This is a genomic window from Roseococcus pinisoli (assembly GCF_018413645.1).
Classification (GTDB): Bacteria; Pseudomonadota; Alphaproteobacteria; order Acetobacterales; family Acetobacteraceae; genus Roseococcus; species Roseococcus pinisoli.
In genome coordinates this window covers 298,516-323,506 of sequence record NZ_JAHCDA010000004.1, presented here as the reverse complement: position 1 = coordinate 323,506, position 24,991 = coordinate 298,516, and the positions used below count along the sequence as shown (strand labels likewise).

21 protein-coding genes are annotated in these 24,991 nt (G+C 71.4%); 11 read left to right on the top strand and 10 right to left on the bottom strand.

Annotated features, from left to right (window positions below; genetic code table 11):
* Window positions 1-7: 7 nt before the first annotated feature.
* The 5 genes from KHU32_RS19770 to KHU32_RS19750 are packed head-to-tail and all read right to left on the bottom strand — an operon-like array spanning window position 8 to window position 5,287.
* Window positions 8-2,206, bottom strand: coding sequence for an RNA degradosome polyphosphate kinase (locus KHU32_RS19770; RefSeq protein ID WP_213671889.1), 2,199 nt, complete (start codon window positions 2,204-2,206; stop codon window positions 8-10).
* A 10-nt stretch (window positions 2,207-2,216) separates the two neighbouring features.
* Entirely contained in the window at window positions 2,217-2,936 is a 720-nt protein-coding gene (locus KHU32_RS19765; protein WP_213671888.1) for a chromosomal replication initiator DnaA, read from the bottom strand.
* On the bottom strand, window positions 2,933-4,057 hold the full coding sequence (locus KHU32_RS19760; RefSeq protein ID WP_213671887.1) for an AI-2E family transporter: 1,125 nt from the start codon (window positions 4,055-4,057) through the stop codon (window positions 2,933-2,935). Before KHU32_RS19760 ends, KHU32_RS19765 begins: the two co-directional genes overlap by 4 nt.
* Entirely contained in the window at window positions 4,054-4,626 is a 573-nt protein-coding gene (locus tag KHU32_RS19755) for a CDP-alcohol phosphatidyltransferase family protein (protein WP_213671886.1), read from the bottom strand. Before KHU32_RS19755 ends, KHU32_RS19760 begins: the two co-directional genes overlap by 4 nt.
* A 10-nt stretch (window positions 4,627-4,636) precedes the next feature.
* The gene (locus tag KHU32_RS19750) at window positions 4,637-5,287 is read right to left on the bottom strand and encodes a hypothetical protein (protein WP_213671885.1); all 651 of its coding nucleotides are present in this window, start codon (window positions 5,285-5,287) and stop codon (window positions 4,637-4,639) included.
* A 35-nt stretch (window positions 5,288-5,322) separates the two neighbouring features.
* Here KHU32_RS19750 and purM point away from each other — a divergent pair, with 35 nt between their 5' ends.
* The 3 genes from purM to KHU32_RS19735 are packed head-to-tail and all read left to right on the top strand — an operon-like array spanning window position 5,323 to window position 7,251.
* Window positions 5,323-6,399, top strand: a complete 1,077-nt coding sequence (gene purM / locus KHU32_RS19745) for a phosphoribosylformylglycinamidine cyclo-ligase (RefSeq protein ID WP_249681425.1) — start codon at window positions 5,323-5,325, stop codon at window positions 6,397-6,399.
* 44 nt (window positions 6,400-6,443) lie between these two features.
* Window positions 6,444-7,070 carry a phosphoribosylglycinamide formyltransferase gene (purN, locus tag KHU32_RS19740; protein ID WP_249681470.1) on the top strand — a complete coding sequence of 209 codons (627 nt, stop codon included), beginning with the start codon at window positions 6,444-6,446 and terminating at the stop codon, window positions 7,068-7,070.
* A gap of 22 nt (window positions 7,071-7,092) precedes the next feature.
* Window positions 7,093-7,251: an aa3-type cytochrome c oxidase subunit IV gene (locus KHU32_RS19735; RefSeq protein ID WP_213671883.1), complete on the top strand. Its 159-nt coding sequence runs from the start codon at window positions 7,093-7,095 to the stop codon at window positions 7,249-7,251.
* A 242-nt stretch (window positions 7,252-7,493) separates the two neighbouring features.
* Here the strand turns inward: KHU32_RS19735 and ndk are convergent, their stop codons facing one another.
* Window positions 7,494-7,916 carry a nucleoside-diphosphate kinase gene (gene ndk / locus KHU32_RS19730; RefSeq protein WP_213671882.1) on the bottom strand — a complete coding sequence of 141 codons (423 nt, stop codon included), beginning with the start codon at window positions 7,914-7,916 and terminating at the stop codon, window positions 7,494-7,496.
* Window positions 7,917-7,999: 83 nt separating this feature from the next.
* Between ndk and KHU32_RS19725 the strand changes: the two genes are divergently transcribed.
* Entirely contained in the window at window positions 8,000-9,859 is a 1,860-nt protein-coding gene (locus KHU32_RS19725; RefSeq protein ID WP_213671881.1) for an ABC-F family ATP-binding cassette domain-containing protein, read from the top strand.
* Between the two features lie 6 nt (window positions 9,860-9,865).
* Here KHU32_RS19725 and KHU32_RS19720 read toward each other — a convergent pair whose 3' ends face one another.
* The gene (locus KHU32_RS19720; RefSeq protein WP_213671880.1) at window positions 9,866-10,630 is read right to left on the bottom strand and encodes a GntR family transcriptional regulator; all 765 of its coding nucleotides are present in this window, start codon (window positions 10,628-10,630) and stop codon (window positions 9,866-9,868) included.
* A gap of 199 nt (window positions 10,631-10,829) precedes the next feature.
* On the opposite strand from KHU32_RS19720, the gene KHU32_RS19715 reads away from it, so the two are divergent.
* Together KHU32_RS19715 and KHU32_RS19710 are read left to right on the top strand one after the other, a co-directional pair.
* Window positions 10,830-11,774, top strand: coding sequence for a glucokinase (locus KHU32_RS19715; protein ID WP_213671879.1), 945 nt, complete (start codon window positions 10,830-10,832; stop codon window positions 11,772-11,774).
* Entirely contained in the window at window positions 11,771-12,574 is an 804-nt protein-coding gene (locus KHU32_RS19710) for a TAXI family TRAP transporter solute-binding subunit (protein ID WP_213671878.1), read from the top strand. The genes KHU32_RS19715 and KHU32_RS19710 overlap by 4 nt, the downstream gene beginning before the upstream one ends.
* Here KHU32_RS19710 and KHU32_RS19705 read toward each other — a convergent pair.
* Window positions 12,571-13,236 (bottom strand): DUF1028 domain-containing protein, encoded by a 666-nt coding sequence (locus tag KHU32_RS19705; protein WP_213671877.1) that lies wholly within the window; start codon window positions 13,234-13,236, stop codon window positions 12,571-12,573. The genes KHU32_RS19710 and KHU32_RS19705 overlap by 4 nt on opposite strands.
* A 137-nt stretch (window positions 13,237-13,373) precedes the next feature.
* Between KHU32_RS19705 and KHU32_RS19700 the strand changes: the two genes are divergently transcribed.
* Together KHU32_RS19700 and KHU32_RS19695 are read left to right on the top strand one after the other, a co-directional pair.
* Window positions 13,374-14,546 carry a pyridoxal-phosphate-dependent aminotransferase family protein gene (locus tag KHU32_RS19700; protein WP_213671876.1) on the top strand — a complete coding sequence of 391 codons (1,173 nt, stop codon included), beginning with the start codon at window positions 13,374-13,376 and terminating at the stop codon, window positions 14,544-14,546.
* A 111-nt stretch (window positions 14,547-14,657) separates the two neighbouring features.
* On the top strand, window positions 14,658-14,984 hold the full coding sequence (locus tag KHU32_RS19695; RefSeq protein WP_213671875.1) for an NIPSNAP family protein: 327 nt from the start codon (window positions 14,658-14,660) through the stop codon (window positions 14,982-14,984).
* Between the two features lie 75 nt (window positions 14,985-15,059).
* Here KHU32_RS19695 and KHU32_RS19690 read toward each other — a convergent pair whose 3' ends face one another.
* The gene (locus KHU32_RS19690; protein WP_213671874.1) at window positions 15,060-16,319 is read right to left on the bottom strand and encodes a hydantoinase/carbamoylase family amidase; all 1,260 of its coding nucleotides are present in this window, start codon (window positions 16,317-16,319) and stop codon (window positions 15,060-15,062) included.
* A gap of 100 nt (window positions 16,320-16,419) precedes the next feature.
* A complete protein-coding gene (locus KHU32_RS19685; RefSeq protein WP_213671873.1) occupies window positions 16,420-18,054 on the bottom strand; it encodes an ABC transporter substrate-binding protein in 1,635 nt (544 codons plus the stop codon).
* Between the two features lie 270 nt (window positions 18,055-18,324).
* On the opposite strand from KHU32_RS19685, the gene KHU32_RS19680 reads away from it, so the two are divergent.
* The 3 genes from KHU32_RS19680 to KHU32_RS19670 all read left to right on the top strand — a co-directional run bounded on the left by KHU32_RS19680 (window position 18,325) and on the right by KHU32_RS19670 (window position 24,851).
* A complete protein-coding gene (locus KHU32_RS19680) occupies window positions 18,325-19,164 on the top strand; it encodes an NADPH-dependent oxidoreductase (protein WP_249681424.1) in 840 nt (279 codons plus the stop codon).
* A gap of 144 nt (window positions 19,165-19,308) precedes the next feature.
* Complete coding sequence (locus tag KHU32_RS19675) at window positions 19,309-21,150, top strand: autotransporter assembly complex protein TamA (RefSeq protein ID WP_213671872.1); 1,842 nt, start codon at window positions 19,309-19,311, stop codon at window positions 21,148-21,150.
* On the top strand, window positions 21,150-24,851 hold the full coding sequence (locus tag KHU32_RS19670) for a translocation/assembly module TamB domain-containing protein (protein ID WP_213671871.1): 3,702 nt from the start codon (window positions 21,150-21,152) through the stop codon (window positions 24,849-24,851). The genes KHU32_RS19675 and KHU32_RS19670 overlap by 1 nt, the downstream gene beginning before the upstream one ends.
* The last annotated feature ends 140 nt before the right edge of the window (window positions 24,852-24,991 follow it).

Sequence of the window (24,991 nt, the reverse complement as noted above, 5' to 3'; positions counted from 1 at the left end):
ACGGAAATCAGTCCTGTTGAAGCCGGTCGGTCTTGTGCCGCCGCGGCGCGCGCGGCGCGGGCGGATTGAGCGCCGAGCCACGACCGGAGAGCGAAGGGTTGGTCATGAAGTATTCGTGGGCGGAGAAGGCCCGCGGGTCGGGCGTCTGGCGGCGCCAGGTGCCGTCCGATTCCAGGTTCCAGCTCTGGGCGGCGTCCTTGAGGTTCGTGACCATGATCTGGTCGAGCACCTGGGCATGCACGGTCGGATTCTCAACCGGCACCATCGTCTCCACGCGCCAATCCATGTTGCGCGCCATCCAGTCGGCGCTGCTGATGAAGACGCGCGCGCGGCGGCTGGGCAAGCGATGGCCGTTGCCGAAGACATAGATCCGGCTGTGCTCCAGAAAGCGGCCGACAATGCTCTTCACGCTGATATTCTCGGACAGGCCGGGCACGCCGGGGCGCAGGCAGCAGATGCCGCGCACCACGCATTCGATCTTCACGCCCGCCTGGCTGGCCCGGTAGAGCGCGTCGACCAGGTCCTTGTCGACCAGGCTGTTCATCTTCAGCCAGATGCCGCCGGGCTTGCCCTCCTTCGCGAAGGCGATCTCCTGCTCGATCAGCGCATTCATCGAGGGGCGGATGGTGAGCGGCGAGAAGGCGAGCCGCTCCATGGCCTCGGGGCGCGCATAGCCGGTCATGTAGTTGAACAGCTTCGAGGCATCGCGCGTCAGCGCCGGGTCCGTCGTGAAGAAGGAGAGGTCGGTGTAGATGCGCGCGGTGATCGGGTGATAGTTGCCCGTGCCGAAATGCACATAGCTGCGCAGCCCGCCGCCCTCGCGCCGGATCACGAGGCTGATCTTGGCGTGGGTCTTCAGCTCGACGAAGCCGAAGACCACCTGCACGCCGGCCGCCTCCAGCTCGCGCGCGATGGAGATGTTGCGCTCCTCGTCGAAGCGGGCCTTCAGCTCCACCATGGCCGTGACGGACTTGCCCGCCTCGGCCGCCTCGATCAGCGCGCGGGCGATCGGGCTGTCGCGGCTCGTGCGGTACAGCGTCTGCTTGATGCCGATGACGTTCGGATCGCGGGCCGCCTGGCGCAGGAACTGCACCACCACGTCGAAGCTCTCATAGGGGTGGTGGACGACGATGTCCTTCGCGCGGATCGCCGCGAAGCAATCGCCGCCGAAGTCCAGGATGCGCTCGGGGAAGCGTGGCGTGTAGGGCGTGAAGAGCAGGTCCGGCCGGTCGTCGACGATGAGCTGGTTGAGGTCGGAGACGCCCAGCAGCCCCTCCAGCACGATGACGGCGTTGCGGTCGGCGCCCAGCTCCTCGGCGACGAAATCCACCATGTCGGCCGGCATCCGCGCCTCGACGGCGAGGCGGATGGCACGGCCGCGGCGGCGGCGCTTCAGCGCCGTCTCGTAGGAGCGGACGAGATCCTCCGCCTCCTCCTCGAATTCGACGTCGGTGTCGCGGATGAGGCGGAAGAGGCCGCGCTCGGCCGGGATGAAGCCGGGGAAGAGGTGGTGCAGGTTCAGCGCCACCACATCCTCGAGAAGGGCGAAGCGGATGCCGCCATCGGCCGTGGCGGGCAGGCGGATGAAGCGGTCCACCTGGGGCGGCAGCGTCAGCAGGGCGCGCATCGTGCCGCCATCGGCCTCACGCACCAGCTTCAGCACCATGCAGAAGGCGAGGTTGGAGATGAAGGGGAAGGGGTGCGCGGGGTCCACCGCCAGCGGCGTCAGGATCGGGAAAAGGCGATCGAGGAAGTAGGATTCGAGCCAGGCGATCTCCGCCGGCAGCAGTTCCTCGGCGTCGAGCACGGCGAGCTTGGCCGGCCGCAGCAGGTGCCGCAGCGTGCGCCAGGCCTCCTGCTGGCCCTCGATCAGGGTCATGGCGCGAGCCTGGATGGCCGCGAGCTGCTGGGTGGGCGTCAGGCCGTCGGGGGAGAGGGTCTTCACGCCCTCACGCTCCTGGCCGACGAGGCCGGAGACGCGGACGGAGTAGAATTCGTCGAGGTTCGAGCCGGAGATGGCGACGAAGCGCAGGCGCTCCAGCAGCGGGTGCTGCGGGTTGGCCGCCTCCTCCAGCACCCTGGTGTTGAAGTCGAGCCAGGAGAGTTCGCGGTTGAAGAACCGGCCCGGGTCCGTCATCGGGTCGTCGTGGGACGACGCATTCTGCGGATAGGGGCTCGGCGAGGGGAGGATCTCGGTGCTCGTCATGGGACCACTTCTACAGCAGCGCCGGATCGGGGGGGACTGGAACGGGCGCGTCGTCGTCCGATGTCCCAGAATCGTCATCCAATAGGGGTCTGATGGTATCGAGGGCGTGGCTGCGGGTCAGCCGGCGCCCGGCGACGAGCGAGGCCCGCCCCAGGCGCGTGACCGCCTCGGCGATCGCCGAGGCGCGGCGCGGCAGGCGGTAGCGCAGGACGCTCACGATGAAGGCGTCCGGGATGTCGAACTGCAGATCCGCCAGATGCTTGGTCAGCAGCGCGTCCAGCAGCGCGTCCGAGGGCTCGTCCAGCATGGCGACGGCGGTCGCGGCGAGGCGGGAGCGGAGGTCGGGCAACGCCACGCGCCAGCGCGAGGGCGGGCGATGGGCCGCCATCAGCAGCGGCAGGCCGCCCTCGGCGCAGGCGTTCATCAGGTGAAGGAGCGCTTCCTCCTCGGCAGGCAGGTCCGCATCGTCCAGCGCCACGCCGCGCTCGGGCACGGGCGGAAGGCCGCGCAGGGAGGGGCCATGCATGATCGCCCAGCCCTGGGCCTCGGCCGTCGCATGCAGCAGATGCGTCTTCCCCGTGCCGGACGGCCCCGCCAGGACGAGCCGGCGGTCGGGCCAGCGACCGGGGGCGGACAGCCAGTGCAGTGCCTCCTCGTTGCTGGAATCGGCCACGAAATCGGCCGCGGCATAGGAGGGAGGACGTTCGATGGGCAGCGTCAGCTGGATCACAGGCCCGTCCTTGGGGGGTCGAGGTACAGGGGACTTTCGAGGTAACGCCGCAGCCAGTACCGCGCCAGCACGCCGATCGCCGCGGCCATGGGCACGGCCAGCAGCACGCCCAGGAAGCCGAAGGCCACGCCGCCCGCGAAGAGCGCGAAGATGACCCAGACGGCGTGCAGGTGCACCCGGTCGCCCATCAGGCGCGGGTAGATCACGTAGCCCTCGACCGCCTGGCCGGTGAAGAAGATGGCGAGCACCCACAGCACCCCGTTCCAATCGCCCCACTGGCCGATCGCCAGCAGGACCGAAAGCGCGAGGCCGGTCATGGAGCCGACATAGGGGATGAAGGAGAGGAAGCCCGAGACCAGGCCGACGGTGAGGCCGAGCTCCAGCCCGATCGCCGAGAGGGTCACGGCGTAATAGACGCCGAGGATCAGGCAGCAGAGCAGCTGCCCGCGCAGCCAGGCGGAGAGCACGCGGTCGATGTCGCGGGCCAGCTGCCGCAGGGTCGAGGCGGAGCGGCGAGGCATCCAGCTCTCCAGCCGCGCCATCATCCCCGGCCAGTCGCGCAGCAGGTAGAAGCTCATCACCGGCGTCACGATCGCCAGGGTGAAGACGTTGAAGAGGGCGAAGCCGCCGCCGATCAGCCGCGTCGCGGCGGTGCCGAGCCAGCTCACCATGGCGCTGGCCTGGCTGATGATCAGCTCGCGCAGGCGGGAGCCCACGAGGTCCGGCCCCGCGGCCTCCTCCAGCGAGACCAGCAGATCCCGCAGCGTCGCGGTGATGCTGCTGACGTAGCTCGGCAGGGCGTTCAGCAGCATGGCCATCTGCGAGACGATGAGCGGATAGAGCAGCAGCAGCGACAGCAGCGTCAGCAGCACCAGCAGGAAGACCAGCAGGATGGCGGCCAGGCCGCGCGGCAGGCCCATGCGCGTCATGCGCGTCGCCAGCGGGTCGAGGAAATAGGCGATGCAGCCCGCGAGGACGAAGGGCGTCAGGATCTCGGAGAAGAGCCAGAGGCCGCCGATCACCGTCCCCAGCGCGCCGAGGCTCAGCATCAGCCGCTGGCGCCGCGTCGCCACCAGGGGGGCGAGGCGGCCACGGCCGGGGGCGGGGACGGGTTCGTTCATGCGGAGGGGGCCTTCAGCCAGCGCGAGGCCGAGAAGATATAGGCGATGCCGGACCAGGCGGTCGTGGCCGCCGTGAGCCAGATCAGGATCACCAGCGTCGGCCCCAGCCCCACGCCGAATCCGGCCTGGAAGAGCGCTATGCCCGCGAGGATGAGTTGCATCGCCGTGTTCAGCTTGGAGACGTAGAGCGGCTTGATCGCCGTTCGCGCGCCCAGCACCCAGAGCAGCAGCAGCCCGCCCACGATGGTCACGTCCCGGAAGACGACCAGGATGGCCAGCCAGTCGGGCAGGACGCCCATCACCGCCAGCGTCACATAGACGGAGACCAGCAGCGCCTTGTCGGCCACGGGATCGAGCAGCGCGCCGATCACCGTGCGCGAATCGGTGTAGCGCGCGAGCCAGCCGTCCAGCGCGTCGGACACGCCGGCGGCGACGAAGAGCAGGAAGGCCATGTCGAGCCGGTGATGCAGGATCAGCCAGATCGTCGCCGGAACCGCCGCGAGACGTGCCATCGTGATCAGATTGGGCAGCGTCAGCAGATGATGCGCGGAGGGGCCTTCCGGGAGCATGGAGGGGGGATCAGCCCCCGCCGAGCCCGAGCTGCCAGCGCCCGCCATCCTGCGAGACGGCGACACCCGCGGCACCCAGGGCCGCCGCGGCCTCGTTTGGCGGCTGGCGCAGGCCGAGGCGCATGCGCGCCGCGTCCGGGCTGATGGCGACGACGTCGATGCTGGCCACGCTGTTGGAAGCGCGCAGGCGGCGCCGCAGCTCCAGCCATTCCTGGAAGGAATTGAACTGCGTCGAGGCCTCGATATGGGCCTGGGCCGCCATGGGAATGTTCAGCGCCATGCCGCCGGCCGCGCCCGCCGCGCCGGTGCCGGCGAAGCTGCGCCCCGTCAGCGCCGAGACCTGCGCCGGCGAGAACTGCACGGTGAGGTGGCCGGTGTAGCGGGTGGAGCTGGTGCGCTCGTCCTCGACGATCATGGCGGCCACCATCCGCTCCAGCTGGGCGTCGGAGGGCGTCTGGATATTGCCGCCCAGCGCCTCGGCCATCCGCTGGAAGGCGAGTCGCCGCGCATTGGCATAGGCCTGGTCGCGCGCCGCCACCGCGTTGCCGGCCGCGGCTTCCGCAGGGACGCCCCGCTGTACGAGGGGGTTGTCCTGCGCCTTCAGGGGCGGGCAAAAGAGCAGCGCCAGGACCAGGGCCGCCAATAGGTGTCTCGCCGTCATGGCCATCCTCGTTCCACTGGCCCGGGTTTAACCCATTGGAGGCGGCCCTGAACAGTTCCGAGAAGAACGGTCTCACCTACGCGCAGGCCGGCGTCGACATCGAGGCCGGCGATGCGCTGGTCGAGCGGATCAAGCCTTTCGCGAAGAGCACCAACCGGCCCGGCACCATGGGCGGGCTCGGTGGCTTCGGCGCGCTCTTCGACCTGAAGGCGGCGGGCTTCACCGATCCGGTGCTCATCAGCTCCACCGATGGCGTGGGGACCAAGCTGCGCCTGGCGATCGAGGCGGGGATCCACGGCCATGTGGGCGTGGACCTCGTGGCCATGTGCGTGAACGACCTGGTGGTGCAGGGCGGCGAGCCGCTGTTCTTCCTCGACTATTTCGCGACCGGGAAGCTGGACGTGGCCCAGGCGACCGAGGTCGTCTCCGGCATCGCCGAGGGCTGCCGGCAGGCCGGCTGCGCGCTGGTCGGTGGCGAGACGGCCGAGATGCCGGGCATGTACCACGGCGGCGACTACGACCTCGGCGGCTTCTCCGTCGGCGCGGCCGAGCGGAGCGCCCTGCTGCCGCGCGACGTGGCGGCCGGCGACGTGCTGATCGGCCTCGCCAGCTCCGGCGTGCATTCCAACGGCTTCTCCCTGGTCCGCCGGATCATCGAGGCCTCCGGCATCGCCCTGGACGCCCCGGCTCCCTTCGCGGAGGGCAAGACCCTCGGCGAGGCGCTGCTGGTGCCGACGCGGATCTACGTGAAGTCCGTCCTGGCCCTGCACAAGGCCGGCCTGCTCAAGGCGGCCGCGCATATCACCGGCGGCGGCCTGCCGGGCAACCTGCCCCGCGTGCTGCCGGAGGGTCTGGCCGCCGAGGTGCAGGCCGGTTCCTGGCCGCTGCCGCCGGTCTTCCCCTGGCTGGCCCGCGCCGGCGGCGTCGCCGAGGCGGAGATGCTGAAGGTCTTCAACTGCGGCCTAGGCATGGTCGTGGTCGTGGCCGAAGCCGAGGCCGACAAGGCCATCGCCCTGCTGACCGAGGCCGGCGAGGCCGCGTTCCGGATCGGCCGCCTGGTCGCGGCCACCGGCGAGGCCGAGGTCGCCATGCAGGGCAGTCTGGCCCTTTGAGCAAGCCGCGCGTCGCCATCCTGATCTCCGGCCGCGGCTCCAACATGGGCGCGCTGCTGGAGGCGGCCGAGCGGCCGGCCTATCCGGCGACGATCGCCCTCGTCCTGTCGAACAAGGCGGAGGCGGCCGGCCTGCAGCGGGCCGCCGCGGCCGGCATTCCGACAGCGGTGGTCTCCAGCAAGGGCCGCACCCGCCCGGAGTTCGAGGCAGAGGTGAACGCCGCCCTGGCCCAGCACCGCATCGAGATCGTGGCGCTGGCGGGCTTCATGCGCGTGCTGACCGAGGAGTTCGTGGGGCACTGGCAGGGGCGGATGCTCAATATCCACCCCTCGCTGCTGCCTTCCTTCCCGGGCCTGGACACCCATGCCCGGGCGCTGGAGGCGGGCGTGCGGCTGCATGGCTGCACCGTCCATCTCGTCACGCCCGGCGTGGATGAGGGGCCGATCGTCGCCCAGGCCGCCGTTCCGGTGCTGGAGGGCGACACGGAGGCCTCGCTGGGGGACCGCGTGCTGGCGCAGGAGCATCGCCTTTATCCGGCGGCGCTCGCCTGGCTGGCGGCCGGAAAGATCCGGCTGGAGCGGGGAAGGGCGGTCGTCGCGGCGAATTTGGCGGCCGGGGCGCTCGCCAACCCCTTGCCCGAGGTCGCTCCGCTTCGTAGAGACGTCGGGTAGGGTTTGAAGGGACTACGGGATCATGGCCGAGCAGCAGATGCACATCGATATGGTCGAGGTGAAGGCCGAGGACATCATCGCCAACCGCCGGTCGATGTATGAGAGCTTCCTCAAGGCGTCGACCTGGGCTGTCGGCGCCGTGATCGTGCTGCTGGTGCTGATCTACCTCTTCTTCGGCTGAGCCGAAGCGCCGCGGCCCGCCATCGCGCGGGCGCGGCCATGCCAGGGCCCCTGGAGGCCCCGGCCCGCGGGGGACGCGCTCCCGCCATCTGCATCACATCGTCGGAAGGTTTGCCGCGATCGGGGCGCGCTGATCATGCGCGTCGCGGCGAAAGGCTGGCCGTGCACGGGCCGGCGTGGCCGGGAAGCGCGTTGGGCGATTCCCGGCGCAGGGCCAGGGGGCGCGAGGCCCCCCGGTCGGTCTTAAGCCAGCAGCTCGAGGCCGGCGAAGAAGTAGGCGATCTCGGTCGCCGCATTCTCCAGGCTGTCGGAACCGTGGGCGCTGTTCGCCTCGATGCTCTCGGCGAAGAGCTTGCGGATCGTGCCCTCGGCGGCATTGGCCGGGTTCGTCGCGCCCATCAGCTCACGGTTCTTGGCCACGGCGTTCTCGCCTTCCAGCACCTGCACGACCACGGGGCCGGAGGTCATGAAGGAGACGAGGTCCTTGAAGAAGGGCCGCTCGGCATGGACGCCGTAGAAGGTCTTGGCCTGCTGCTCGCTCATCCAGATGCGCTTCTGCGCGATGATGCGAAGGCCGTTCTCCTCGAAGATCGTGTTGATCTTGCCGGTGAGGTTCCGGCGCGTCGCGTCGGGCTTGATGATGCTGAAGGTGCGTTCGATGGCCATGGGGAAGTCCTTTACGGGCGATTGTCGCGCAGATGCCCAAGCGGGGCCTCCCGCGCAAGCCCCGAAATCGCTAAATCGCCGGCATGACCGTTCTCACAATCCAGGATCTGACCATCCGCATGGCCGGCCGCCCTCTCATGGAGGGTGCCTCGCTGCAGGTGGATGACGGCCGCAAGGTCGGCCTTGTTGGCCGCAACGGCGCGGGGAAGTCCACGCTGCTGAAGGCGATTCTGGGGGAGCTGCAGCCGGATTCCGGCGAGATCCGCATCGCCCAGCGCGCCCGTATCGGCCATGTGGCGCAGGAGACCCCGGCCGGGGACACCTCGCTGCTCGACATCGTGCTGGAGGCCGATACCGAGCGCGCCGGCCTCCTCGCCGAGCTGGAGGGGCATCCCGAGGCCATCCGCGCCGGCGAGATCCATGAGCGGCTGATCGCCATCCAGGCCGATGCCGCGCCCGCCCGCGCCGCGACCATCCTGGCCGGCCTCGGTTTCGACGCCGCCGCCCAGGCCCGGCCCTCGAAGGAATATTCGGGCGGCTGGCGCATGCGCGTCTCCCTGGCTCGGGCGCTCTTCCTCGAGCCCGACCTGCTGCTGCTGGACGAGCCGACCAACCACCTCGACCTCGAGGCGGCGATGTGGCTGGAGGGCTGGATCCAGCGCTTCGGCGGGGCGGCGATCATCATTAGCCACGATCGCGGGCTGCTGGAACGCTGCGTGGACTCGATCGCGCATCTCGATCGCCAGAAGATCACGCTCTATCCCGGCAACTTCGAGAATTTCGTGCGCGTGCGGACGGAGCGCGCGGCCCAGCAGGCCGCGATGAACGTGAAGCTGGCCGCGCAGCGCGCCCATATGCAGTCCTTCGTGGACCGCTTCCGCGCCAAGGCGACGAAGGCCCGGCAGGCCCAGTCGCGCCTCAAGGCGCTGGAGCGGATGCCGGCCATCGAATCCGTCATCGAGGACCACGCGACGCAATTCGTCTTCCCGCAGCCTGAGCAGCTGCCGCCGCCCATCCTCACGGTCAATCGCGGCCAGGCGGGCTACGGCGACCATGTGGTGCTGCGGAACCTCGATATCCGCATCGACCAGGAGGACCGGATCGCGCTGCTCGGCGCCAACGGCAACGGCAAGTCGACGCTGGCCAAGGTGCTCGCCGGGCGCCTCGCGCCCATGTCGGGCGACGTGCATCGCGATCGGCGGATGCGCGTGGGCTATTTCGCCCAGCACCAGGAGGACGACCTCGACCTCGACGGCACGCCGCTCACGCACATGGCCGAGGCGATGCCGAAATCGACCGCGACGCAGTGCCGCTCGCAGCTCGCGCGCTTCGGGCTGGACGCGAACCGCGCCGACACCAAGGTCAGCGGTCTGTCCGGCGGCGAGAAGGCGCGGCTGCTGATGGCGCTGACCACGCGCGACGCGCCGCACATGCTCATCCTCGACGAGCCGACCAACCACCTCGACATCGACGCACGCGACGCGCTGGTGAAGGCGCTGGCCGATTACGAGGGCGCGGTCATCCTCATCAGCCACGATCCGCATCTGGTGGAGCTGGTGGCCGATCGCCTCTGGCTGGTGGCCGACGGCAAGGTGACGCCCTTCGAAGGCGACCTCGACGACTACCGCGCGCAGCTCGGTGGCCGCACCTCCGGCGCGACGAAGCGCGAGGAGAAGAAGGGAGGCAAGCCCGCGCCGCAGGTCGAGGCGCGGCCGCAGCACGCGCCGCTTCGCGCGCGGCTCAAGGGCATCGAGCTCACGCTCTCCAAGCTCGCCGAGGAGGCCAAGGTGATCGAGGGCGCCCTGGCGAACCCGAAGCTCTATGAGGGCGGCAAGACGGACCTGATCGCCCGCGCGACGGCCCGCCGCGCGGCGATCGCCAAGGATGTGGAGCGGCTCGAGACGGAGTGGCTCGGCATCACGGAACAGCTCGAAGCCGCCTGAAGCGGCTCAGCTCTCCCGCTTCACCAGCGCGCGGTAGGTGAAGCGGGGGGCGGGGTGGTAGCTCTCCGACATCTCGAAGATCCGCTGGTTCTCGTCCATGTAGCGCCGGCGGATGATCAGGGCCGGGTCGCCCGGCTCGCAATCCAGCAGTTCCGCCTGATTCTCCGGCACGCCGCCGGCCGTCAGGTCCACCTCGACGCCGGCGAGCTGCACGCCGAAGCGCTTGCCGATCAGCGAATAGATCGGCCCCCGGTCCATGCCGATCTCCTCCACCACGGCGGCGTATTCCGTGGGGATCAGCACGTTGGTGAAACAGATGGGCGCGGTGGTGACGCGCACGCGGCGCAGGCCCTCGATGCGCAGCCAGGTATCGCCTTCCGCCACGCCCAGCAGGGAGGCGGTCTCGGAATCCAGCTGGGTCTCGCGGGCGCGCAGCGCGGTGAGGCGTGTCTCCTCCGGATATTGCAGCAGGCCGCCCATGCTGGTGATGTCCTGCACGAAGCGCCCGCGCGTCGCCTGCGCGATGACGCTCGTGCCGCTGCCCTGGCGGCGCGACACCAGCCCCGCCTCCTCGACGAGGCGCAGCGCCTCGCGGATGGTGTGGCGGGAGGCGCTGTAGAGCGTACAGAGTTCCGTCTCCGTCGGCAGCATCGAGCCGATGGGGTGCATGCCCCCGCGGATCTGCGCGATCAGCTCGTCGGCAATCTGCCGATAGCGTGGACGCGGATCACCGGCATCGCGTTTCGTTGGTACGGTTGTCCCTGATTGCATGCCGCCTTCTAGTGGCCTGGGAGCTTTCTTGCCAGGGCAGGAATTTTTCTCCCATACCTATGGCGCTTGGTTGACTCTTCCCCAACGCTTCCTTGGCCGGACAAATCCAAGGGCAAAAGTGTTGGCAATCCGAGGACGGCGCGGCGGCCCGCTGCGCCAAGGGATGCCCGCCGGGCGAATCCGCGCTACCTCCTTGGGCATGCAGGATGTTCTGATCGCTGACCTCGGCGGGACGCGTGCCCGCTTCGCCCTCGCTCGCGAGGGACAATTCGGCCAGGTCGCCGCGCAGCGCGTGGCCGACCATGCCGACCCGGCCTCCGCCTTGCGGGCGGCGCTGGCCTCCCTGGGGGGATCGCCGCGCGAGGCCATCCTGGCCGTCGCGGCCCCGGTCATGGCGGGGCGGGCCTCCCTCACCAATGCCTCCTGGGTGCTGGATGCCGAGGGCCTGGCCGGGCAGCTCGGCCTCGCCCGCGTCCGGCTCGTGAATGACCTGGAAGCCACCGCCTGGTCGCTCCCCGCGCTGCCGGCCGACGAGGTCGAGATCTGGGCAGAGGGTGAACCCTTGGAAGGCGCGCCCATGGCGGTGGTGGCGCCGGGCACGGGGCTCGGCGTGGCGGGATTCCTGCCCGGTCGGGGCGCGCTGGCCACCGAGGCGGGCCATGCCAGCTTCGCGCCACGCGACGCGACCGAGGAGGCGCTGCTCACCTGGATGCGCGAGCGCCAGGGCGCGGTCTCGACGGAGGATCTGCTGGGCGGCATCGGCCTCGCCACGCTGCATGCGGGGCTCGCGCGGCTGCGCGGAGTGACGGCGCCGGTCCTGGACGGGGCGGGCATCGATGCCGCCGCGCTCGCCGGGGATCCGCTGGCGCGGGAGGCCGTGTCCGTGTTCTGGCACGCGCTCGGCGGCTTCTGCGGCGACGTGGCGCTAACCCTGGGCGCTCGGGGCGGGGTCTTCCTCGCCGGCGGCGTCGCGCAGTCCTTCGCCGAGATGGCCCCGCGCGAGGCGTTCCTGGAGCGCTTCCGCGACCGATCCCGGATGCGCGACTATCTCACCCGCATTCCCGTCCGGCTGATCCGCTACGCCCAGCCGGCCCTGCTGGGTCTCGCCCGCCTGGCGGCCCAGGGGCAGGAGCGCGCAGGATGACCACGAGCTGGAAGGCCGCGATCGGCCGCTATCGCCATACGGCGGCGCTGCTGGACGGACGCATCGCCTCGGAATTGCTGCGGCTGGATGTCGCCGATTTCCCCAATATCACGCGCGCCTTCGCGCCCATGGTGCGCGAGCTGCGCTTCGACGTGAGCGAGATGGCCATCGCCACCTATCTGCAGGCCGAGACGCACGGCAAGGCGTTGGATCTGCTGCCCGTCGTCCTCTCCGCCCGCCTGCAGGAGGGGTCGCTGCTCTGCCGCGCGGATTCCGCCATTCGCGGACCGGCGGACCTGGCGGGGAAGCGCATCGGGGTGCGCGCCTATAGCCAGACCACGGGGCTCTGGCTGCGGGGCATTCTCCAGGAATTCCACGGCGTGGCGGCGGATGCGATGCGCTGGACGACCTTCGAGGATCCGCATGTCGCCGAGGCCGGCGATCCGCCCTGGGCCGAGCGCGCGCCGGCGGGTGCCGAGATCGGCGCCATGCTGCGGGACGGCCTGCTGGATGCGGCGATCTTCGGCTCCGACGCGCCGCCGATGGAATGGGCGCGGCCGGTCTTCCCGGATGTCGCGGCAGCAGGCCGGGCCTTCGTGGAGCGGCATGGCTTCGTGCCGGTGAACCATCTGATGGTGGTGCGCCGCGATCGCGCCGAGCCGGCCCTGGTGGAGGAGCTGCTGCGGATGCTGGCGGCCTCCGACGCACAAGCGTCCTCGGGCCTGCCGCGCGGCTGGGACGCGCTGGCCGCGCCCCTCGCGCTCGCCCGGCGCTACGCGGCGGAGCAGGGGCTGATCTAGGTCAGGGGCGCGCCCGGCCAGGAATCCGGGTCGATGGCGCGGGTGACGAAGTCGTCGACCGAGGGCGCATAGGCGTCCCACAGGTCGCGCAGCGCCGAGATGGCCTCGGGCGCCAGATCCACGCGCAGATCGACGAGGGGGAAGACCTCCCGCTCCATGACGAGCAGGGCGGAGGAGGTGACGGCGCGGCCCTCGCCGCCCGCCGCCTCGCCGGCCTCCAGCGCGCGCATCAGGCGCTCGGCCAGGGGCTCGCTCCCGCTTTCGGCGAAGGCCGCCGCCATGGCCTGCGGCACGCCGTCATGGGCGAGGATATTGCCGAGGGCGATGCCGTCCTGCACATGCACGGCACCCCGGGCGGGCTTCACCGCCTCGCCATGGAAATGCGCGGTGCGGCCCTGCGCGTCGATGCAGGCGAGCTGCCGCCAGCGATGATGCGGCGTGCTCGCCACCAGCGCCGCCAGCGTCTCCTCCGCGGAGCATCCGCCGGCGAGCAGGGCGAGCCCGCGCGGGCCCAGCCTGGGGTCGGTGCGGTGCTGCGTCAGCACGCCGCCGAGGCGCGGAGCGAGGTGCGGCACGCGGGACCCCACGGCGAGGCCCGAGGTCGTGACGGCAGCGCCGAACTGGCCGGTCCGCGCGCAGCGGCCGAGAAGCGAATAGGTCATGGCCGCAGGCTACCGCGCCGCGGCGCCGCGTCACGGGAAATCGGGCCGATTTTTCGTGTGGAAGACGTGTCGCCGGCGAATTGACGGCGCCCCCGGGCGCTCCCAACCTGCGCGCCATTCCATCCGAGGTTCGCCCGTTGACCGCATTGCCCGACGCTTCCTTCGCCCCGCCCCCGGGCTATCGCCTGCGCCTTCCCGGGCCGACGGAGGTGCCGGAGGCGGTTCGCGCGGCGCTGGGCCGGCCGATGATCAACCATCGCGGCCCGGAATTCCGCGCGCTGCTGGCCGCGACGGAGGAACTGGTCCGCCCCGTCCTCGGCACGCGGAATCCGGTGGTCTTCCTGGCCGGTTCCGGCACCGCCGCGATGGAGGCGACGCTCGCCAATATCCTGGCGCCCGGCGAGCGCGTGCTGGTGGCCTCGCACGGCCAATTCGGCGAGCGCTTCGCCGAGATCGGCCGCTGCCTCGGCGCCGAAGTCGAGGTGCTGGACTTCACCTGGGGCGAGGCGCCGGATCCCGCCGTGATCGGCGCGAAGCTGCGCGAGGGCGATTACGGCGCGCTGCTCGTCACCCATAACGAGAGCTCCACCGGCGTCGTCGCCGATCTCGAGGCGCTCGGCCGGCTGACGCGCGACACGCGCACGCTGCTGGTGACGGATTCCGTCAGCGGGCTCGGCGGCATCGAGATGCGGCAGGACGAATGGGGCGTCGACATCGTCGTCTCCGCTTCGCAGAAGGCGCTGATGTGCCCGCCGGGCCTCGGCCTCGTGAGCCTCAGCGAGCGTGCCCGCGCGCGCGTCCAGCGCAACGAGGGGATGCCGCGCTTCTTCTTCGACTTCCGCAAGGCGCTGGCCGCTGCCGAGAAGCACGAGACGCCCTTCACGCCGAATGTCTCGCACCTGGCAGCGCTGCACACGGCACTCCGCCTGATCGAGACGGAGACGCTGCCGAAGGTGCTCGCGCGCCATCACCGCCTGGCCGAGGCGCTGCGGGCCGGCGGCGCGGCGATGGGGCTTGCCGAGTTCACGAAGGCGCCCCGGCGCTCCTCCACCGTCGTGGTCTTCGAGGTGCCGGCGGGGCTGGAGGGCGGCGACATCGTGCGCCTGATGTATCAGCGCCACGCGACGGTGATCGCCGGCGCCCGCAACCGCCTGCAGGGCCGCGTCATCCGCATCGGCGTGATGGGGGGGCATGACGAGGGCACCGTCCTGACCGACCTCGTGCAGCTGGAATCGGTGCTGCGCGAGCTGGGGCATGCAGTGTCGCCAGGGGCCGGCGTTTCGGCAGCCGCGGCCTTCCTCGCGGGCTGACAATCTGGAGGGCGCCGCCGACCGGCGGCGTCCACATCATAGCCGCGTCTCGACAGCGCGTCGCGCGGCCCGCATCGTCTCGCCGCATAAAGAGAACAGGGAGTATCCGTCTTGATTCACGAGCTTCGCATCTATCACTGCATCTCCGGCCGGCTGCCGAACCTGCTGCGCCGGTTCGAGACCGTCACCCTCGACATCTGGAAGAAGCACGGCATCCGCCAGGCGGGCTTCTGGACGGTGACGATCGGCGATTCCAACCAGGATCTCTACTACCTGCTGGAATGGGAATCCCTGGCCGAGCGCGAGCAGAAGTGGACCGCGTTCCAGGCCGATCCGGAATGGATCGCCAAGCGCGCCGAGACGGAGAAGGACGGCGCGATCGTCGCCACCGTCAGCAACCTGATCCTGCAGCCGACGGCCTTCTCGTCGGTGAAGTGAGCCGGGGCGCGAGCCCCGGATGATCACCCGATCGGATGGAATCATCCGGTCGGGTAAAGATGCTCCAGTGACGGTTCAGCCGTTGGCCAGCCATTCGGCGAGGACGCCGATGGCGGCCATCAGGTCGGGCGTGTCCATGGCCTCGTAGGGGTTGTGGCTGCCATTCTGGTTCCGCACCAGCAGCATGCCGGTCGGCACACCGCTGGCCGCGAAGTTGTTGGCGTCGTGGCTGCCGGGGCTGTTCAGCCGCGGCGCCGCGATGCCGCAGCGCGCGGCGGCGGCGGACAGCGCCTCGATGAGGGCAGGGTCCATCGGCCCCGGCGCGGCTGCGCTGCGCTCGCCCAGCACGATCTCCACCTTCCGGCGCGCGGCGACCTCCGCCGCGATCGCGCCCAGTCGCTTCTCCAGCGCCGCGAGATGCGCAGCATCATAGGCGCGCAGATCCAGGCTGAGCTCGAAGCCGCCGGAGACCGCCGTCAGGCTGTGCCGCGCCGCCGGCGTGTGGAAGCGGCCGATGGTGATGGCCATGGGCCGGCCGGCCTTTTCCTCGTCCAGCCACAGCCGCTCCAGCGCCAGGGAGAGATCGGCGCCGGCCAGGGCGGCGTCGCGGCGGAAGCGGTGGGGCAGGCCGGTATGCGCGTCCTCGCCGCGGATGCGGATGAAGGGGTGCCGCACATTCCCCGGATTGGCGAGGCAGACCGCCACGGGCGCATTCGCCTCGATGAGCTGCGGTGCCTGCTCGATATGCACCTCGAGATAGACGCCGATCGAGCGCGGGTCGCGGAGCGGCGTGTTCTCCCGCAGGCGGGCGGAATGGCCGCCGCAGGCATCGATGCTCTGCGCCAAAGTGAGGCCGCTGCGCGCATGCGGCAGCTCCAGCGCACCGGCCGGAAGGCGGGCGAGCAGGGCGCGGCTGCCGATCAGGCCGAGGCCGAACCACACCGCCTCCTCGCAGCGCAGGGCCAGGACTTCGATGTCGCGCTTCGGCGCGATGCCGGCGGCCTGCAGCGCGGCGATGGCGCCGATGCCCGCGATGACACCGGCCGCGCCGTCGAAATTGCCGCCCTGCACCACGCTGTCGAGATGCGAGCCGATGAGCACGGGCGGCGCGTCATGGCCCGAGGGCCAGCGGAGCGAGAGATTGGCGGCCTCATCAAGGCGCGCGGTCAGGCCGAGCTCGGCAGCAGCGCGGGCGATGAGGGACTGGGCGTCGTTCTCGCCGCGGCCGAAGGCATCACGGGTGATGCCCGGCGGATCGGCGCCGATCGTGGCGACCCCATCCAGCAGCCGTTGCACCAGGGGCGTCTGCGCGGAAACCGCTTCGGAAAGCCTCATGACACCTCTCCCCCTGTTTTTGAGAAGGCATCATTGCAGGCCTGCGGCAGAAGAGAAGTAGCGGATGGCGGCGCCGGAATGCCCGGCGCCGCCGTTCCGGTCAGCGCACCTCGACGTTGGTGAGGTCCTGGAACCAGGACTGCGCCGAGACGAAGTTGTGCACGCGCCGGCTCATGGCGCGCGGATTGGTGTCGTGCACGATGTAGAGCCAGGGCGCGCCATCCACGAGCCGCTCATGCGCGCGGCGCAGTGCGGGTGCGGCTTCCTCCGGCGAGCGCGCGCGCTCCACCTCGGTCATCGCCGTATCGAAGGCCTCGTCGCGCCAATGGCCGGCATTGCTGCCACGCGGCGACGAATTCGCCGAGAGGAACCAGCGCGCCATCTGGAAGGCATCCGAGGAGACGAGGCTGATATTCGCGGCATCCGCGCCCAGCCAGCCCGGCGCCGTCGGCTCGGCGCGCAGCGTGCCGAGCAGCACCGTCCACTCCACCACCTCGAAGCTGACCTGCACGCCGCAGCTCTCGCGCAGGTTCTGCTGCAGCGCCTCGTTCATCGGCAGCGGCTGCATCTGGCCGGATCCCGAGTTGGAGATGCTGACCTTCAGCCGCAGCGGTCGCTGCGCATTGTACCCGGCCTCGGCCAGCAGGGCGCGGCCGCGGGCGGGGTCGAAGCGGTAGCGGTTCTGCGGCGTGCCGAAGAGCGGGTTGGACGCGTTGAAGAAGCCCACCGCCGGCTCCGCGGTGCCGTTCAGCATGGTGACGAGCCCGTCGCGGTCGACGCAGTAGTTGAGCGCCTGGCGCACGCGGACATCCGCGGTCGGGCTGTCGGGCCGGCCGGCGGCGAAGAGCCAGGGCCAGACATGCGGGTAGGAGTTCGTGACCACGTTGAAGCCCGCTGAGCGCAGCGGCTGGAGCGCATCGGGCGGCGGCGCCTCGATCCAGTCCACCTGGCCCGAGCGCAGCGCGGCGACGCGCGTATTGGCGTCGGGCACCGGCAGCAGGATGACGCGGTTGAGCTTCGCCCGGCGCGGGACATCCCAGTAGTTGTCGTTGCGCGTGAGCTCGACGGACTGGCGCGGCACGAAGCGCGTGATGCGGAAGGGCCCGGTGCCGGCCGGCGCATTGCCGACGCGCGACCAGTCGCGCCCCGCCGCCTCGAAGGCCTGCGGCGACGAGAAGAGGATGTAAGGCAGGATATAGGGGAAGTAGCTCAGCGGCCGCTCGGTGGTGATCTCGATCGTCATGTCGTCGAGCTTGCGGTAGCTGCCGAAGCCGGCGGTGCGCGGCCGCGTGAAGGCGGAGCCCTGCGGGTCGTAGTTCGGTGCGTCGTTCCGGTAGAAGCGGTCGAGGCCCCAGATGGCCGCATCCGCGTTCCAGGGCGCGCCGTCATGGAAGGTGACGCCGCTGCGCAGGCGGAAGCGCCACTTGGTAGGGTCGGCCTGGTCCTGCTCCCAGGATTCGGCGAGGCCGGGCCGGACGCTCGCCAGCGTGTCCGCGCGCGAGAGATCCCAGAGGGTGAGGGATTCGAAGATCGGATAGCCCAGCCAGCGCAGGCCTTCGTAGCCGTTATTGGGCGCGCCGTTGGTCGTCGGCACATCCGCCGCCGTCATGGCGATGCGCAGGGTGCCGGGCTGCTGCGCCTGGGCCGGGCTGATCGCGGGGGCGATGCCCGTGGCCAGCAGCAGGGCCGCGGCCAGGCCCTTCACGGTGATCTTCCTCTGCACGCTCGTCTTCATTGGGTCTCCCTTCTTTTCCCAAGCGAAAGCAGGGCAGGGCACTGTTCGGTGCCCCACCACGCCTCGGCCAAGACCCCAGCCTAAGCCGGCGGAAGCGCAGAAGCGCCATCGATTCGATGGCCAAGGCGACGATTCCGACGGGGAGGGCAGGCGCCGATGCCCAAAGCCGAGGCATCTGCCGCGCGGCTGCGCCGTGATCCATCGGGTTGGCGTGGCTTGCCGCCCTCATGCTGCATTGCCACACTGGCCGCGAAGCCCCGGGAAAACGCCATGGACATGAACACCGCCCTTACCGTCTCGAAGGAAGAGGCGCTCGCCCTCCGTTACGGCGCCGATGCCATTCCGGCTGCCGGCCCGTGGAACGACCACATCGCGCTGCTGCTCTCGCACCGCTCCGTCCGCGGCTACCGGCCCGACGCCCCGCCGGACGGCACGCTGGAGACCCTGATTGCGGCGGCGCAGTCGGCCGCCACCAGCTCCAACATGCAGACCTGGTCCGTCGTCTCGGTGACCGATCCGGCCGTGAAAGCGGAATTCGCGCGCATCGCCGGCGGGCAGAAGCATATCGAGCAGTGCCCGATCTTCCTCGTCTTCCTGGCGGATCTCTCGCGCAACGAGCGCCTGGCCCGCGCCAACGGCACCGAGCTCGAGGTGCTGCCCTATATCGAGACCTTCCTGATCGGTGCCATCGATGCCGGGCTGGCGGCGCAGAACGCCGTGGTCGCGGCCGAGGCGATCGGCCTCTCCACCGTCTATATCGGCGCGCTTCGCAACGATGCGGCCCGGGTGGGCGAGCTGCTGGCGCTGCCTCCGGGCGTGGCGGGTGTCTTCGGCCTCTGCGTGGGCTATGCCGCGCCGGGCGTCACCAACCAGGTGAAGCCGCGCCTTTCGCAGGCCGCCGTGCTGCATCACGGAACCTACGACTCCACGCGCGAGGCCGCGCATGTCGCCGCCTATGACGAAAAGCTCTCCGCTTTCTCGGGCCGTTTCGAGATGGCGCAGACCACCTGGACCGGCCGCGTGCTGAACCGCATGGGCAAGCTCAAGGGTCTGGCGGGGCGCGAAAAGCTGGGCGGCGTGCTGCGGGCGATGGGCTTCCCGCTGCGCTGAAGGCGGGGAAACGGTTTCGCGCCGAGGGAGGGCAGAAGGGGGCTTGCCCCTTTTCTTCATGCTTCGCGAAACCGTAAACCGTTCCGGGTGTTCACGATTGGCTGCAATCTGCGTGCCTGAGGCGCGTTCGGGAAGGAGAGGTGCTTGTCCCCCGGGATATCGCGCAACTGGCTCTTGATGGCTTGTCTGGCTGGCCTCACTTCGGCGACGTCGCCGCTTCGGGCGCAGCCCGACGGCGATCCTCCAGCCGCGGCGGCAGCCGAGGCGCCGAACCTCCCCTATCGCGCCACCATCAAGCCGACGGGCGACGACACGCTCGACCGGCTGCTGCGCATCTCCTCCGGCCTGATCGCGCTCCAGGAGCGCGCGCCGACCGATGCGGAAGGCGTGGCCTCGCGCATCGGCGCCGAGGCCGACAAGCTGCGTCCGGCCCTGGAAAGCGAAGGCTATTGGGCCGGGCAGATCGAGATCGTGGTCCCCGGCGGATCGCTGGATCCGGCCGCGCTCGCCGCCCAGACTGCGCCGCTGGCGATCGAGATCCGCGCCACGCTGGGCCCGCGCTACACCTTCCGCAACATCCAGACGCTGGGCGGCGGGCCTGACGTCGCGGTCACGCCGGGCGAGCCCGCGCGGGCGGAGACCGTCATCGCCGCGCAGGAGGCCGCCTGGAACGCGATGCGGCTGGACGGCCGGCCCCTCGCGCGGATCGACCGTTCCGTCACGGTCGACCACGGCGCCCATGCCATGGACGTCACCTTCACCGAGCAGCCCGGGCCCCGTGCGGACTTCGCCATGCCCGAGGTCGCCGGCACGGAGCGCGTGAACCCTGAGGTGGTGCGCCGCGTGGCGGCCCTGCGCCTGGCCGAGCGCTCCTACCTGCCCAGCCGCCTGACCCAGGCGCGGGCGGATGTCTCGGCCCTTGGGCCCTTCTCGCAGGTCCGCATCGACCCGGGCACCGCGCTGGATGCCAATGGGCGGCTGCCCGTCACCGTCACGGTGCGCGAGCGGCCCTTCCGCGCGATCAGCGCCTCGGCCGGCTACGAGACGAATTTCGGCGCCACGCTCCGCCTCTCCTGGGAGCACCGCAACCTGCTCGGCGGGGCCGAAAACCTGCGCGTGGAGCTGGAGGGCAGCCGCCTCGGCAGCGACATCGACCGCATGAACGCCCGCGCCGCCGTGACCTGGCGGCAGCCGCTGCCGCTCGGCTATGTCGGAACCGCCGTGGGCAGCCTCGCCTTCGTGCGCGAGCGGCTGGACAGCTACGACCGCGACGCCGCCATCTTCAGCCTGCTCTATGAGCGCCGGCTGACCGACCGCTGGACGCTCTCCACCGGGCCGGTGGGCGAGGTGGGCCAGTCGGCCCCCTCGGGCGGACGGATGTCGCCCTATCAGATCGCGGGCTTCACGGGGCAGCTGCGCTACGACAGCACGGACAGCGCGCTCGATCCGCGCCGCGGCATCCGTGCGCTCGGCAGCATCACGCCCTCCTATGCCTTCACCGAGAGCCAGGCCTTCGTTCCGCTGCGCCTCACGGGCTCGACCTATTTCGACCTCTCGGGCGGCGGGCGCACGATCCTCGCGCTGCGGGGGGCGTTGGGCAGCCTGCTGAACGGCAACGCCAGCACCGTCCCGCCGCCGCAGCGCTTCTATGCCGGCGGTGGCGGCTCCGTGCGCGGCTACGACTTCCAGTCCATCGGGCCCCGGGATTCGCGCGGAAAGCCCTCGGGCGGCGCGAGCCTGCTGGAGGGCTCGGTCGAGCTGCGGCAGCGCTTCGGCTCCTCCTACGGCGCGGTGGCCTTCGTCGATGCGGGCGCCGTGGGCACCAACGCCGCCGCGCCCACGGACGAGATCCGCGTCGGCGCGGGCGTCGGCGCGCGCTACTACACGCCCATCGGGCCCATCCGTGCCGATGTCGCGATCCCGCTGGTGCGCCAGCAGGGCAGCGGCTCCTTCGGCTTCTACATCGGGATCGGACACGCCTTCTGATGCGCTGGCTCGGCCTTCTCCTCGCGATCCTGATCCTCATCCCGGTGCTGCTGGTCGGCGCGCTGCTGACGCCCTTCGGCCTGAACGCCGCCGCCGGCCTCGCCATGCGCTTCGTGCCGGGGCTGGAGCTTGAGGGCGTCTCGGGCCCGCTGCCTGGCCAGCTCGCCGTGCGGCGGCTCGCCATGCGCGATGCCCAGGGCGCCTGGATCGAGGTCGAGAATGCGCGCATCGAGCTCGCCTGGCGCGAGCTCTTCGACCGCCGCGTGCGGCTGACCTCCGTGCGGGCCGGGCGCATCGCGCTGCACCGCCTGCCGCCCTCCGACCCCAACGCCCCGCCGGCCGAGCCCACGCCCATCGCGATCCCGAGCGTGCCGCAGCTGCCCGTCGCGATCCGCATCGACGCCCTGGAGGCCGAGCGGATCGAGATCGGCGAAGCGGTGGCCGGGCAGGCGGCGGCGCTGTCGCTCGCCGGCTCGCTCTCGCTGGAGGCGCAGCGGCTGCAGACGGCGCTCACCGCGACGCGGCTCGACCGGCCGGGCAGCGTCGTCGTGAACGCGGCCCTGCAGAACGCGGCGCTGACCGCGCATGTCGAGGCTTCCGAGCCGCCGGGCGGCCTCGTGGCCGCGCTGGCCGGCCAGCCCCAGGCGCCCTTCGCCGCCCGGATCGACCTCGAAGGCCCGGCAAGCGGCGCCGAATGGCGGCTCGTCGCCTCGCTCGGCGAGACCGGGGCCGAGCTGGGCGGCCGCCTTTCCGTCGCGCCCGATGGCGCGGCCGCCGTCACCCTCGACGGCACGGTCCGCCCCGGCCCCTTCGTGCCGGAAGCGCAGCGCGCTTTGGCCGATCGCATCACGCCCAGCCTCTCCCTGCGCCGGGCGGCCGACAACGCCATCACCATCGAGCGCCTGACCGTGGCCCTGCCGGCCGGTCGTGCGGAGCTGAGTGGCACCCTGAGCGCGGCCCAGGCGTTGGCCTTCCGCTTCCGCGCCGAGCCCGCGCGGCCCGAGACCTTCGCCGGCCTGCTGCCGGAAGGCATGGGCTGGACCGCCCTGACCCTGGACGGCGAGGTCGGCGGCACGGTCACGGTGCCGGAACTCGATCTCCGCGTCGCCGGCACCGGCTTGCACGGGGCAGGGGCGGCCGACGAGATGCTGGGCCAGACCGTCATGCTGAACGCCACGGTGCGCGGCGCCGACCGGCGCGTGGACGCGACCCTGCAGGCCGAGCGCCTCCGCGCCACCGTGCGCGGCCCGGCCGCCAGCCCCTTCGACGTCGCCTTCAACCTGGAGGCGCGCGATCCGCCGACGACCCAGGGCACCGTTTCGGCCGAGGGCCGGCTGACCGGCACCGCCGAGGCGCCGCATATCGAGGCGCGTGTCACCACCGAGCGCCTGACCGCCTCCGGCCGCCTGCTGGAAAGCTTCGCCGTCACCGCCCGCGCCACCCTGCAGGAGGTGATCGCCGAGGCCACCGGCCGGCTGGACGGCAAGCCGTTGAACGTCGCGCTCCAGGCCGGGCGCGACGACCAGCGCCTCCGGCTCACCAAGCTCGAGGGGAGCTATGCCGGCATCGCCTTCAACGGCCATGGCGAGGGCGGCCTTCCCACCGGGCCCTTCGACGGCGCGCTGCGCCTGGAGGCGCCCGATCTCGCACCGTTGGGCATGGGCCTCGCGGGGCGGCTCACCCTCGACCTGCAGGCGCGCGCGATCCCCGGCGCCACCGGCATGGCGGCCCAGGGCGTCGAACTGCGGCTGAACGGCACGGGCGTCGGCGTGGGCGCCACCCGCGCCTCGGCCCAGGTCGAGATGACGGGCACGCTGGCCGCGCTGAACTTCCGGCTCGGGGTGACGGCACCGGCCTATGGCCTGGATCTCGCCGGGCATCTCGGCCAGGAGGGCGCGCTCAACGTCATCACCCTGAGCCGCCTGGAGGCGCGCGCCGCGCAGGACGCGCTGCGCCTGGCGGCCCCCGCGCGCATCCTGGTCACCGAGACCGGCGAGCTCACGCTGCAGCCCGCACGGCTGACCAGCCGCCGCGGCGGGACCCTCGCGCTCAACGGCCAGCTGGCCGGCGGCAATGTGACCGCGCGGGCGGACATCTCCAACGTGCCGCTCGGCCCGCTCAGCGGCGGGCTGGTGGCCGGCACCGTCTCCGGCCAGGTGAACGCCACCGGGCCGAGCGCCGCGCCGCAGGTGGACGCCAATATCCGTGTGGCCGGGCTGCGTTCGACGGATCCCTCCTTCGCCTCCATCCCCGCCGCGGCCATCGCCGCCACGGCACGGATGCAGGGCCAGGCCTTCCGCGCCCAGGCGCAGGTGAATGCCGGCCCCAGCGTGCAGCTCAACATCGAGGCGTCGCAGTCCCAGGGCCTTGGCCCGGCCGCGCCCTTCGAGGCGACGGTGCGCGGCCGGCTTGATCTCGGCCAGCTCGCGCGGCCCTTCCTGGCCGGCGGGGCGGATCGCTTCGCCGGGCGCGCCGTGCTCGACCTGCGGGCCAGCGGCACGGCCGCGGCGCCGGAGCTGGCGGGCACGGTGGTGCTCTCCGAGGGCAGCTACTCCAACCCCATCTACGGCGTGCGGCTGGACGGGCTGGCGGCGCGGATCGCGGCGCAGGGGCAGCGCCTCGTCATCTCCTCCTTCTCCGCGCGGACGGCCGGCGGCGGCACCCTTGCGGCCCAGGGCTGGGTGGAGCCGATGGGCGAGGGCCTGCCGGCGGAGATCCGCCTGACCGCCAACCGGGCGCGCCCCGTCAGCGGCGAGACCGGCGAGGCCACGATCGACGCCGACATCACCGTCCGCGGTCCGCTGACCGATGGCGGCAGCCTCGCGGGCCGGGTGACCATCCAGCGCGCCGAGATCCGCATCCCCGAGCAGTTCGGCGGCAGCGTGCCGAGCGTGGGGCCGGTGCGCGAGATCGGCCCCCTGCCGCCAGGGCGCCGCCCGCCGCCCGCGCCGCGCCCGGCGACGGCGGCCGCGCGGCCGCAACTGCCCATGACGCTGAACCTGACCATCGCCGCCCCCCGCGCCGTCTTCGTGCGCGGCCGCGGCCTGGAGGCGGAGCTGGGCGGCGAGATCACCATCGGCGGCACGGTGGCGGCGCCGGTGCCCTCGGGCGGGCTACGCATGCGGCGTGGCACCTTCGACCTCATCGGCCGGCAGCTGCAGTTCACGCGCGGCAATATCGGCTTCGATTCCGGCACCTTCATGCCGACGCTGGACTTCCTGGCCACCTCGCGCAGCCGCTCGCACACCATCAACCTGACGGTGACGGGGACGCCCACCGCGCCCGAGCTGAAGGTCACGGCCGAGCCGGAGCTGCCGCAGGACGACGCGCTGGCGCGCCTGCTCTTCGACCGCGAGACGAGCAAGCTCTCGCCCTTCGAGCTGGCGGGCATCGCCCAGGCGGTGGCGCAGCTGGCGGGCGTGATGCCGGCCGGCGCCGGCGTGCTGGACCGCCTGCGCAGCGCGGTGGGGCTGGACCGGCTGGGTGTCGGCAGCGATGGCGACAATCCCCGCGGCGCGGCGGTCGAGGCCGGGCGCTACGTGGCGCCGGGCGTCTATGTCGGCGTGCGGCAGGGGACGAGCGGCGGCACGCCGGGCGTCGGCGTCCAGGTGGAGCTCACGCCGCGGCTGCGGCTGGAGGGCCAGACCTCGACCGGCCCGGGCGGCGACCGGCTCGGCGTCACCTGGGAGTACGAATACTAGGCGATGATCGTGCCCGGGGGATCGGGCGCGGTTCTTGCGGGGAACTTCGCGCCGGCCGGTCGCGCCATGAAGATGCGGAGATGTGCGCAATAATGGCCGGGGCCGAATTGCAATCGACTCGCAGTTGAGGCTATCTGCCG

Bases quoted from the DNA above. Each gene is read 5' to 3' on its own strand.
- KHU32_RS19685 (WP_213671873.1), bottom strand. From the start codon at position 18,054: ATGAAGACGAGCGTGCAGAGGAAGATCACCGTGAAGGGCCTGGCCGCG.
- KHU32_RS19770 (WP_213671889.1), bottom strand. From the start codon at position 2,206: ATGACGAGCACCGAGATCCTCCCCTCGCCGAGCCCCTATCCGCAGAAT.
- KHU32_RS19670 (WP_213671871.1), top strand. From the start codon at position 21,150: ATGCGCTGGCTCGGCCTTCTCCTCGCGATCCTGATCCTCATCCCGGTG.
- KHU32_RS19760 (WP_213671887.1), bottom strand. From the start codon at position 4,057: ATGAACGAACCCGTCCCCGCCCCCGGCCGTGGCCGCCTCGCCCCCCTG.
- KHU32_RS19755 (WP_213671886.1), bottom strand. From the start codon at position 4,626: ATGCTCCCGGAAGGCCCCTCCGCGCATCATCTGCTGACGCTGCCCAAT.
- KHU32_RS19715 (WP_213671879.1), top strand. From the start codon at position 10,830: ATGCAGGATGTTCTGATCGCTGACCTCGGCGGGACGCGTGCCCGCTTC.
- purN (WP_249681470.1), top strand. From the start codon at position 6,444: ATGGGCGCGCTGCTGGAGGCGGCCGAGCGGCCGGCCTATCCGGCGACG.
- KHU32_RS19710 (WP_213671878.1), top strand. From the start codon at position 11,771: ATGACCACGAGCTGGAAGGCCGCGATCGGCCGCTATCGCCATACGGCG.
- KHU32_RS19735 (WP_213671883.1), top strand. From the start codon at position 7,093: ATGGCCGAGCAGCAGATGCACATCGATATGGTCGAGGTGAAGGCCGAG.
- KHU32_RS19725 (WP_213671881.1), top strand. From the start codon at position 8,000: ATGACCGTTCTCACAATCCAGGATCTGACCATCCGCATGGCCGGCCGC.
- KHU32_RS19680 (WP_249681424.1), top strand. From the start codon at position 18,325: ATGGACATGAACACCGCCCTTACCGTCTCGAAGGAAGAGGCGCTCGCC.
- KHU32_RS19690 (WP_213671874.1), bottom strand. From the start codon at position 16,319: ATGAGGCTTTCCGAAGCGGTTTCCGCGCAGACGCCCCTGGTGCAACGG.
- KHU32_RS19720 (WP_213671880.1), bottom strand. From the start codon at position 10,630: ATGCAATCAGGGACAACCGTACCAACGAAACGCGATGCCGGTGATCCG.
- KHU32_RS19750 (WP_213671885.1), bottom strand. From the start codon at position 5,287: ATGACGGCGAGACACCTATTGGCGGCCCTGGTCCTGGCGCTGCTCTTT.
- KHU32_RS19705 (WP_213671877.1), bottom strand. From the start codon at position 13,236: ATGACCTATTCGCTTCTCGGCCGCTGCGCGCGGACCGGCCAGTTCGGC.
- ndk (WP_213671882.1), bottom strand. From the start codon at position 7,916: ATGGCCATCGAACGCACCTTCAGCATCATCAAGCCCGACGCGACGCGC.